Raw genomic sequence first — 9,448 nt, 5'->3', positions numbered from 1 at the left:
CGGGGGCGGGGGCGGGGGGGGGGGGGGGGGGGGGGGGGGGGGGGGGGGGGGGGGGCGGGGGCCCCGCGGGGGGGGGGGGGGCGGGGGGGGCGCCCCCCCCCCCCCCGGGGGGATCGGGGCTCAGCGGGACCCCGGGGATCCGAGACGTTTGGTCAGGGTGTACTCGGTGATTCCCGGCGGATAGTCCGGAATCACACACACCACGTCATACCCCTGCCTCTTGTAGAACTCGGGCGCCTGGAAGTCCCAGGTCTCCAGGCGTACGGCCGTGCAGCCCCGTTCGTCGCGGGCGACGCGTTCCGCGTGGGCGAGCAATCGCGAACCGAGACCGGCCCCGCGCAGGCGTTCGTCGACCCAGAGGTAGGTGACATGCAGCCAGTTGGTCCAGGTGTGGCCGACCAGTCCGCCGGCCAGGGCATCGGCGTCGTCCAACGCCCAGACCTGGAGCGGAAGTTCCCGTTCACCTGGGGTTCCGCGCAGGGCGCGCAGGATCGGCGAGGCCGTCGTGTTGGTGTCCCGCAGTCGGCGGCGGAGCAGATCCTGGCGTGTTTTGTCGACTTCTGTCTCCAGACGAAACATGCGGCTCACCATAAACGCGCTGGACAACCAGTTCTGCAAATTACCTTCCGCTCCTGCCCCCCGGCCGTACCCTGATGAACAGCACCGGTGGGGGCCGGTGCTGATCAGGGGGCGAGACAGGTCGGGTACGACGCCCGAAGTGGGGGTAGCAGTTCTTGCACGGCGGCGGCCGTGCGGCCATCCCTGCTTCGGGCGCCGTGCCCGCGACGTTGTTCGTCTCCCGGTGTCGTCCTTTGACGATGGGGTATCCCCTGCTCTTCGAGAGCTTGGGGAAGGGGGTTACGTGGTTCGCATCCGAGTCCTGGTCGTCGACGACCATCGCATCTTCGCCGAGTCGCTCGCCGCTGCCCTGGCGGCCGAGCCCGACGTCGACGTCTCCGCCGCGGGCAGCGGTCCAGCCGCGCTGCGCAGCCTGGAGCGGGCGGCAGCCGAGGGGCGGCGCTTCGATGTGCTGCTCGTCGACGCCGACCTGGGCGGCAATGTGCCGGGAGTCCGGCCCGCCGTGCCCGTCCAGGAGGTGGGCGAGGACGGGCTGGTCGACGGCATCTCGCTGGTCGCCGGGGTCCGTTCCGGGCAGCCGGCCGTACGGATCGTCGTCCTCGCCGAGAAGGACGATCCGCGCCGGGCGGCGCTCGCCCTGCAGGCCGGGGCGTCCGGGTGGGTGGCCAAGGACTGCTCGCTGTCCCGGCTGCTCACCGTCATCCGCGGGGTCCTGCGCGACGAGACGCATCTGCCGCCCGCCCTGCTCACGGGGGTGTTGCGGGAGCTCACGGCGGCCCGCAAGCACCGCACCGAGAGCGAGCGGCTGGTCGAGTCGCTGACGCCGAGGGAACGGGAAGTCCTGCGGTGCATGGTCGCCGGGCTGGGGAGAAAAGCGGTCGCCGAGCGGCTGTACCTCTCCCCGCACACAGTCCGCACCCATATGCAGAACGTCCTCGGCAAACTGGGCGTCCACTCCACCCTGGCCGCGGTCGCCCTGGCCCGCAGGGCCGGAGTGGGCCCGGTCGACCTGGGCCCGGCCGACCGGCTTATCCGGGAGGAGAGCAGCAGCGCCTGATCAACACCGCTGAGCGGCAACGCCCTTGAAGGTGCGCGGGGCTGTATCGATCTGCGGCTCCGCCCGTGGGCGCGACCAGCCACGACGGCGCCGCGGACAACCGACGACACGCCCCGGCACTACCCACTCGGCGCTCCCAGCGGAGCGCCTAGCCGGGGATGTTGTCGAACGGCGCCGTGAGCTGGCGCAGCAACCCGGCCAGCTCCCCGCGCTGTGCCCGCGAGAGTTCCGCGAGGATCGCGCGCTCCTGGTCGAGCAGGCCGGCGAGTGCCTGGTCCGCGCGGTCGCGGCCCTCGTCGGTCAGCCGTACCAGCACCCCGCGCCGGTCGCTGGGGTCGGGGAGGCGCTCCACCAGGCCCTTCTTGGCCAGGCGGTCGATGCGGTTGGTCATCGTGCCGGAGGTGACCAGGGTCTGCGTCAGCAGCTGTCCCGGGGAGAGCTGATACGGCGTTCCCGCGCGCCGGAGCGCGGTCAGCACGTCGAACTCCCAGGGCTCCAGGCTGTGCTCGGAGAAGGCCAGCCGGCGGGCGCGGTCCAGATGCCGGGCCAGTCTGCTGACCCGGCTGAGTACCTCCAGCGGCTCCACGTCGAGGTCCGGGCGCTCCCGGCGCCACGCTGCGACCAGCCGATCGACCTCGTCCTCCATAGCGATCAGTGTAGTGGTTGTGTCGACATGAAGTCTCTTGACGTCAAGATACCTGTCGGGGCAGGCTGGAGGGCGAGTAGAGACAGGAGGCCCCGCCAATGTCCGCTGCCACCACCCCCACCTGGGACCCGGCCCAGTACCTGCGCCACGCCGGCCACCGCGCCCGCCCCTTCATCGACCTGCTGGCCCGCGTCCCCGACCTCCCCGGCGACCGCCCGCGCATCGCCGACCTCGGCTGCGGCCCCGGCAATGTCACCGCCCTGCTGGCCGAACGCTGGCCCACCGCGCACATCACCGGGCACGACAACTCCGTCGAGATGCTGGACAAGGCCCATGTCGAGCACGAGGGCCCGACCGCGGGCGGCGGCCGCCTCGACTTCGCCCACGCCGACGTACGGACCTGGACGCCGACCGAGCCGTACGACCTGATCATCAGCAACGCCACACTCCAGTGGGTGCCGGACCATGGGCGGCGTTTCGGCGCCTGGGTGCAGGGGCTGCGCACCGGCGGCACCTTCGCCTTCCAGGTCCCCGGCAACTTCGACGCCCCGAGCCACCGGCTGATGCGCGCCCTCGCGCCCCGGTACGGCCTGGCCGACACCCTGCGCCACGAGGACGCCGTGCTCACCCCGGGGACCTATCTCGCGCGGCTGGCCGACCTGGGCTGCGTCGCCGACGTCTGGGAGACGACGTACGTCCATCTCCTGACCGGCGAGGATCCGGTGCTGGACTGGGTGAAGGGCACGGGCCTGCGACCGGTCCTCACCGCGCTCGCCGACGACCCCGCCCGGCGGGACGCCTTCCTGGCCGAGTACCGCGCCGCCCTGCGCGAGGCCTATCCGGCCGGTGCGCACGGCACGCCGTTCCCGTTCCGCCGGATCTTCGCCGTGGCCCGCAAGGAGGCGTGATGATCAGCGCCGTGGACCATGTCCAGCTCGCGGCCCCGCCGGGGTCCGAGGACCGGCTGCGCGCGTACTACGCCGACGTCCTCGGCATGACCGAGGTGCCGAAGCCGCCCGTGCTCGCGGCGCGGGGCGGGTGCTGGTTCCGGGCGGGGCCCGTGCAGCTGCACCTGGGGGTCGAGGAGGACTTCCGGCCGGCCGGGAAGGCGCACCCGGGGCTGCGGGTGACCGGCATCGAGGCGTACGCCGCCCGTCTGGAGGCCGGGGGAGCCGCGGTCACCTGGGACGAGAACCTGCCGGGGCACCGGCGCTTCTACTCGTACGACCCCGTGGGCAACCGCCTGGAGTTCCTGGAGCCGCTCGATGCCGTTGCCGCTGTTTGAGCGCCGCGGCCCGGGGTCACCCGCTGAGGGACACCGACGTCGAACCTCGCAAGGAGTGAGGAACATGGCGAAGGAAGAGAAGGCCAGGGCCAAGAAGGAGCAGCTCAAGGGCAAGGCCAAGGAAGCGATGGGCCGCATGGCCGGCAATGAGCGGATGACCGCGGAAGGCAAGGCCGAGCAGATGAAGGGCGATGCACGCCAGGCGAAGGAGAAGGGCAAGGACACCTTCAAGCACTGAGTCCCAGGTAGTGGCACTGCGTCTCAGTCAGTGGCACCGCGTCTCAGGCACTGAGCGCGCCGACGCCCTCGGCCTGCCGCCCGCACCGGCGGCGCCCGGGGCGTCAGCTCTTCCTGCGCCCTATCAAATGCGGCTTCGCCTCCAGGCCGTCCAGCCCGTGCCACGCCAGATTCACCAGGTGCGCCGCCACCTCCGCCTTCTTCGGGCGGCGCACGTCCAGCCACCACTGGCCGGTCAGGGCGACCATCCCGACCAGGGCCTGCGCGTACAGCGGGGCCAGCTTGGGGTCGAAGCCGCGGCTCTTGAACTCACGGCCCAGGATGTCCTCCACCTGGGTGGCGATGTCCGAGATCAGCGACGCGAAGGACCCCGTCGACTGGGGGATGGGCGAGTCACGGACCAGGATGCGGAAGCCGTCCGTGTACTCCTCGATGTAGTCGAGGAGCGCGAAGGCCGCCTGTTCGCACAGCTCACGCGGGTGCCCGGCGGTCAGCGAGCCGGTCACCATGTCCAGCAGACGGCGCATCTCGCGGTCCACGACCACCGCGTACAGCCCCTCCTTGCCACCGAAGTGCTCGTACACCACCGGCTTGGAGACACCCGCCTTCGCGGCGATCTCCTCCACCGACGTGCCCTCGAAGCCCTTCGCGGCGAAAAGGGTGCGACCGATCTCCAGCAGCTGCTGGCGACGCTCCGCACCGGTCATCCGGGTACGGCGCGTCCGCCGCTGCTTCTCATTGCCGGGGGTGCTGCTGGAGTCGGTCGCCACGGCGTCAATCATGCCGCCTCTACGGGTTCCTTCCCGCGCCGGGAGCCGCCTTCCTCGGTGTTCCGGCGCGAATCGATACGCGAGCGTGACGGCCAGCGCACGTCAGAGGCCCAGCCGAGCATCTCGAACCAGCGGATGATCCGTGCGGAGGAGTCGATCTGCCCGCGCTCCACACCGTGCCGCGCGGAGGTCGGGTCCGCGTGGTGCAGGTTGTGCCAGGACTCGCCGCACGACAGCACCGCCAGCCACCACACGTTGCCCGAACGGTCCCGCGACTTGAACGGCCGCTTGCCCACCGCGTGGCAGATCGAGTTGATCGACCATGTGACGTGGTGCAGCAGGGCCACTCGCACCAGTGAGCCCCAGAAGAAGCCGGTGAACGCGCCCCACCAGGACATCGTCACCAGACCGCCGATCACGCCGGGCAGCGCCAGCGACAGCATCGTCCAGTAGATGAAATGGCGGGAGATCGCACGGATCGCCCCGTCCTTGATCAGATCCGGGGCGTACTTGTCCTGAGGGGTCCGCTCCTCGTCGAACATCCAGCCGACGTGCGCCCACCACAGGCCCTTCATCAGCGCCGGAACCGTCTCCCCGTAACGCCACGGAGAGTGCGGGTCGCCGTCCGCGTCGGAGAACTTGTGGTGCTTGCGGTGGTCGGCGACCCAGCGGACCAGAGGGCCCTCCACCGCCATCGAGCCGGCGATGGCGAGAGCGATGCGCAGCGGGCGGTTCGCCTTGAAGGAGCCGTGGGTGAAGTAGCGGTGGTAGCCGATCGTGACGCCATGGCAGGCGAAGAAGTAGAAGAAGACCATCAGGCCGAGGTCGAGCCAGCTGACCCCCCGGCCCCAGGCCAGCGGCACCGCAGCGGTGAGCGCCAGGAACGGGACGACGATGAAGAGGAGGAGCGCCAACTGTTCGAGCGACCCCTTCCTCTCGCCGCCGAGCGTGGCCGGGGGAAGTGGGGTGTCGTTGTCCGCCTTCGGGGCGTCATCGATCACATCGGAGCTCGTGGTCATGGGGCGTCCCCTGTGGGGTTCGAGGGTTTTGGCAGGTGCCGGGCTTGCAGGAACTGTTCCCAGGTTCCGTTACAACGATCCCTACGGTTCCGTAACCTACGGCGTCGTAAGTATGGCAGTGCGAAGCCCGGCGGCAAGAGCCCGAGAGACTGCGCGTCCGCATGGACACCTATCCTTGGTGTCGGTCGGACAGCGCGGTCCGCTCTGATTTCTTCCCGGATGCCAGGAGCCGTATGCGGCACCCGCCGCGCGGCACCGGGGCCGGGTTCCCTCCCAGACGAGCTTCAACACTGCAAGGAGCCGCACCTGTGAGCAGTGCCGACGACCAGACTGAGTCCCAGGAGACCACCAGCACCGAGCTGCGAGCCGACATCCGCCGACTGGGTGACCTCCTGGGTGAGGCCCTCGTCCGGCAGGAGGGCCCCGAGCTCCTCGACCTGGTCGAAAAGGTCCGCCGCCTCACCCGGGAGGACGGCGAAGCCGCCGCCGAACTGCTGCGTGGCACCGAACTCGACACCGCGGCCAAGCTGGTCCGCGCCTTCTCCACCTACTTCCACCTGGCCAACGTCACCGAGCAGGTGCACCGCGGCCGCGAGCTGCGCGCCAAGCGCGCCGTCGAGGGCGGCCTCCTCGCCCGTACGGCCGACCGTCTCAAGGACGCCGACCCCGAGCACCTGCGCCAGACGATCCAGCACCTCAACGTGCGCCCCGTCTTCACCGCGCACCCCACCGAGGCCGCCCGCCGCTCCGTCCTCAACAAGCTCCGGCGTATCGCGGCGCTCCTGGAGACCCCGGTCCTCGAAGGCGACCGGCGCCGCCATGACACCCGACTGGCCGAGAACATCGACCTCGTCTGGCAGACCGACGAACTGCGTGTCGTCCGCCCCGAGCCCGCCGACGAGGCCCGCAACGCCATCTACTACCTGGACGAACTGCACGCCGGCGCCGTCGGCGACGTCCTGGAGGACCTGACCGCGGAGCTGGAGCGCGTCGGCCACAAGCTCCCCGACACCACCCGCCCGCTCACCTTCGGCACCTGGATCGGCGGCGACCGCGACGGCAACCCCAACGTCACCCCCCAGGTGACCTGGGACGTCCTCATCCTCCAGCACGAGCACGGCATCAACGACGCCCTGGAGATGATCGACGAGCTGCGCGGCTTCCTGTCGAACTCCATCCGCTACACGGGCGCCACCGAGGAGCTCCTTGAGTCCCTGCGGGCCGACCTGGAGAACCTCCCCGAGATCAGCCCCCGCTACAAGCGGCTCAACGCCGAGGAGCCCTACCGGCTCAAGGCCACCTGCATCCGGCAGAAGCTGGAGAACACCAAGACGCGGCTGGCCAGGAACATCCCGCACGAGGACGGGCGCGACTACCTCGGCACGGGCGAGCTGCTGCACGACCTGACGCTGATCCAGACCTCGCTGCGCGAGCACCGGGGCGCCCTGTTCGCCGACGGCCGTATGAACCGCACCATCCGCACGCTGTCCGCGTTCGGCCTCCAGCTCGCCACCATGGACGTCCGCGAGCACGCCGACGCCCACCACCACGCCCTCGGCCAGCTCTTCGACCGGCTCGGCGAGGAGTCCTGGCGGTACGCCGACATGCCCCGCGACTACCGCGCCAAGCTGCTCGCGAAGGAACTGCGCTCCCGTCGGCCCCTCGCGCCGACCCCGGCGCCGGTGGACGCGGCCGGTGAGAAGACCCTCGGCGTGTTCCAGACCGTCAAGCGGGCGCTCCAGGTCTTCGGACCCGAGGTCATCGAGTCGTACATCATCTCGATGTGCCAGGGCGCCGACGACGTCTTCGCCGCGACCGTGCTGGCCCGCGAGGCCGGCCTGATCGACCTGCACGCCGGCTGGGCGAAGATCGGCATCGTGCCGCTGCTGGAGACCACCGACGAGCTCAAGGCCGCCGACACCATCCTGGAGGACATGCTCTCCGACCCGTCGTACCGCAGGCTCGTGGCACTGCGGGGCGATGTGCAGGAGGTCATGCTCGGCTACTCCGACTCCTCCAAGTTCGGCGGCATCACCACCAGCCAGTGGGAGATCCACCGCGCCCAGCGCCGGCTGCGCGACGTCGCCCACCGCTACGGCGTCCGGCTGCGCCTCTTCCACGGCCGCGGCGGCACCGTCGGCCGCGGTGGCGGCCCCTCGCACGACGCGATCCTCGCCCAGCCCTGGGGCACCCTGGAGGGCGAGATCAAGGTCACCGAGCAGGGCGAGGTCATCTCCGACAAGTACCTCGTGCCCTCCCTGGCCAGGGAGAACCTGGAACTGACCGTCGCGGCCACGCTGCAGGCCTCCGCCCTGCACACCGCGCCGCGCCAGTCCGTCGAGGCGCTCTCCCGCTGGGACGCCGCGATGGACCTGGTCAGCGACGCCGCCCACGCCGCCTACCGAAGGCTCGTCGAAGACCCCGACCTGCCGACGTACTTCCTCGCCTCCACGCCGGTCGACCAGCTCGCCGGCCTGCACCTGGGCTCGCGGCCCTCCCGCCGCCCCGGCTCGGGCGTCTCGCTCGACGGACTGCGCGCCATCCCGTGGGTGTTCGGCTGGACCCAGTCGCGGCAGATCGTGCCCGGCTGGTTCGGCGTCGGCTCCGGCCTGAAGGCGCTGCGCGAGGCCGGTCTGGACACCGTGCTCGACGAGATGCACGAGCAGTGGCACTTCTTCCGCAACTTCATCTCCAACGTCGAGATGACGCTCGCCAAGACCGACCTGCGGATCGCCGCCCACTACGTCGACACCCTGGTGCCGGACGAGCTCAAGCACGTCTTCGACACCATCCGCGCCGAGCACGAGCTCACCGTCGCCGAGGTCCTGAAGATCACCGGCGAGAGGGAACTCCTCGACGCGACGCCGGTCCTGAAGCAGACCTTCGCCATCCGCGACGCCTACCTGGACCCCATCTCCTACCTCCAGGTCGCCCTGCTCAAGCGCCAGCGTGACGCCGTAGCCGCGGGAACCGAGGCCGACCCGCTCCTCTCCCGCGCCCTGCTCCTCACCGTCAACGGCGTGGCAGCGGGCCTGCGCAACACCGGCTGACCGGCCCAGACGGACCAGACGGCCCAAAAAAGGTGCCCCCGTGCTTCGTACGAGCACGGGGGCACCGCTGGTTCCAACCGGCCGTCAGGCCCTACGACGCCGGAACACCAGGTAGCCACCCGCGCCCAGCAACGCGGCCGCGGCGGCGGACAGCAGGCCCACCGGGGCACCGTTGCCGGTCTCGGCGAGGTCGCCCTCGGCGCCGCCCTGGGCGGACGGGGACGTCGACGGGGCGGCGCCGGGCTCGGACGTGGAGTCGCCCGGCGTCTCGGACTCGGGCTCGGAGGCCGACGGCGAGCCGGACGGCGTGGCCGTGCTGCCGCCGCCCTCCTCCTCGTCCTCGCAGTCCGTCCAGAACACCTTGTGCTTCGCGGCCCCCTTCTCGCCCTCGAAGTTCCAGAACAGCTTGTAGTGCCCGTCGGGCAGCGTCATGTCCGACGTACGGCCATGACCTTCGCCGTCCAGGGTGATGGCACCGGTCTTCACCGTCTCGCCCTTGACGGCGGCGGTCGGAGCCCAGGCCTCGATGTGCCAGTCGACCTTCTGCACACTGTCGAAGCCGAACGCGTCCAGGTAGAACTCGCAGACGTGCGGCTCGTTCTTGCGCAGCTCCTCGCCAGTGGTGGCGTCGTGGATCTTGACAGTGCCGTTGTCGCCGGGAGTGGTGGCGTGGGCGGCGGCCGGAGCGGAGAGCAGCGCGGCCGCGGCGATGGCGGACAGGGCGCCGACGCGGTTGAGGGTACGCATGAGGCAGTAGTCCATCTTCGAGAAGGAACGGGAAGATGTGGAGGGGGCGGCTCAGCTT

10 protein-coding genes are annotated in these 9,448 nt (G+C 70.7%); 5 read left to right on the top strand and 5 right to left on the bottom strand.

The window, feature by feature from the left end:
- Positions 1-120: 120 nt before the first annotated feature.
- Positions 121-591 carry a GNAT family N-acetyltransferase gene (locus ACFWYS_RS18360; protein WP_384769447.1) on the bottom strand — a complete coding sequence of 157 codons (471 nt, stop codon included), beginning with the start codon at positions 589-591 and terminating at the stop codon, positions 121-123.
- 271 nt (positions 592-862) lie between these two features.
- Here ACFWYS_RS18360 and ACFWYS_RS18355 point away from each other — a divergent pair, with 271 nt between their 5' ends.
- A complete protein-coding gene (locus tag ACFWYS_RS18355) occupies positions 863-1,636 on the top strand; it encodes a LuxR C-terminal-related transcriptional regulator (RefSeq protein ID WP_384769444.1) in 774 nt (257 codons plus the stop codon).
- A 148-nt stretch (positions 1,637-1,784) separates the two neighbouring features.
- Here the strand turns inward: ACFWYS_RS18355 and tamR are convergent, their stop codons facing one another.
- A complete protein-coding gene (tamR, locus tag ACFWYS_RS18350) occupies positions 1,785-2,282 on the bottom strand; it encodes a MarR family transcriptional regulator TamR (RefSeq protein WP_059196100.1) in 498 nt (165 codons plus the stop codon).
- 98 nt (positions 2,283-2,380) lie between these two features.
- Between tamR and ACFWYS_RS18345 the strand changes: the two genes are divergently transcribed.
- From ACFWYS_RS18345 to ACFWYS_RS18335, 3 genes are all read left to right on the top strand, one after another.
- Complete coding sequence (locus ACFWYS_RS18345) at positions 2,381-3,190, top strand: trans-aconitate 2-methyltransferase (protein ID WP_384769440.1); 810 nt, start codon at positions 2,381-2,383, stop codon at positions 3,188-3,190.
- A complete protein-coding gene (locus ACFWYS_RS18340; protein WP_384769439.1) occupies positions 3,190-3,567 on the top strand; it encodes a VOC family protein in 378 nt (125 codons plus the stop codon). Before ACFWYS_RS18345 ends, ACFWYS_RS18340 begins: the two co-directional genes overlap by 1 nt.
- Before the next feature lie 64 nt (positions 3,568-3,631).
- On the top strand, positions 3,632-3,805 hold the full coding sequence (locus ACFWYS_RS18335) for a CsbD family protein (protein ID WP_384769436.1): 174 nt from the start codon (positions 3,632-3,634) through the stop codon (positions 3,803-3,805).
- A gap of 103 nt (positions 3,806-3,908) precedes the next feature.
- Here the strand turns inward: ACFWYS_RS18335 and ACFWYS_RS18330 are convergent, their stop codons facing one another.
- Together ACFWYS_RS18330 and ACFWYS_RS18325 are read right to left on the bottom strand one after the other, a co-directional pair.
- On the bottom strand, positions 3,909-4,586 hold the full coding sequence (locus ACFWYS_RS18330) for a TetR family transcriptional regulator (RefSeq protein WP_384769434.1): 678 nt from the start codon (positions 4,584-4,586) through the stop codon (positions 3,909-3,911).
- Positions 4,583-5,593, bottom strand: coding sequence for an acyl-CoA desaturase (locus ACFWYS_RS18325; protein ID WP_384769431.1), 1,011 nt, complete (start codon positions 5,591-5,593; stop codon positions 4,583-4,585). Before ACFWYS_RS18325 ends, ACFWYS_RS18330 begins: the two co-directional genes overlap by 4 nt.
- Before the next feature lie 308 nt (positions 5,594-5,901).
- On the opposite strand from ACFWYS_RS18325, the gene ppc reads away from it, so the two are divergent.
- Complete coding sequence (gene ppc / locus ACFWYS_RS18320; protein WP_384769429.1) at positions 5,902-8,643, top strand: phosphoenolpyruvate carboxylase; 2,742 nt, start codon at positions 5,902-5,904, stop codon at positions 8,641-8,643.
- 84 nt (positions 8,644-8,727) lie between these two features.
- Here ppc and ACFWYS_RS18315 read toward each other — a convergent pair whose 3' ends face one another.
- Positions 8,728-9,390, bottom strand: a complete 663-nt coding sequence (locus tag ACFWYS_RS18315) for an LPXTG cell wall anchor domain-containing protein (RefSeq protein ID WP_384769426.1) — start codon at positions 9,388-9,390, stop codon at positions 8,728-8,730.
- Positions 9,391-9,448 lie beyond the last annotated feature (58 nt).

Source organism: Streptomyces sp. NPDC059010 (genome assembly GCF_042740355.1).
Lineage (GTDB): Bacteria > Actinomycetota > Actinomycetes > Streptomycetales > Streptomycetaceae > Streptomyces.
This window is presented reverse-complemented; position numbering and strand designations above follow the sequence as displayed.

Coding starts and splice junctions, on each gene's coding strand:
- ACFWYS_RS18315 (WP_384769426.1), bottom strand. CDS start 9,390: ATGCGTACCCTCAACCGCGTCGGCGCCCTGTCCGCCATCGCCGCGGCC.
- ACFWYS_RS18345 (WP_384769440.1), top strand. CDS start 2,381: ATGTCCGCTGCCACCACCCCCACCTGGGACCCGGCCCAGTACCTGCGC.
- ACFWYS_RS18340 (WP_384769439.1), top strand. CDS start 3,190: ATGATCAGCGCCGTGGACCATGTCCAGCTCGCGGCCCCGCCGGGGTCC.
- ACFWYS_RS18330 (WP_384769434.1), bottom strand. CDS start 4,586: ATGATTGACGCCGTGGCGACCGACTCCAGCAGCACCCCCGGCAATGAG.
- tamR (WP_059196100.1), bottom strand. CDS start 2,282: ATGGAGGACGAGGTCGATCGGCTGGTCGCAGCGTGGCGCCGGGAGCGC.
- ACFWYS_RS18360 (WP_384769447.1), bottom strand. CDS start 591: ATGGTGAGCCGCATGTTTCGTCTGGAGACAGAAGTCGACAAAACACGC.
- ACFWYS_RS18335 (WP_384769436.1), top strand. CDS start 3,632: ATGGCGAAGGAAGAGAAGGCCAGGGCCAAGAAGGAGCAGCTCAAGGGC.
- ACFWYS_RS18325 (WP_384769431.1), bottom strand. CDS start 5,593: ATGACCACGAGCTCCGATGTGATCGATGACGCCCCGAAGGCGGACAAC.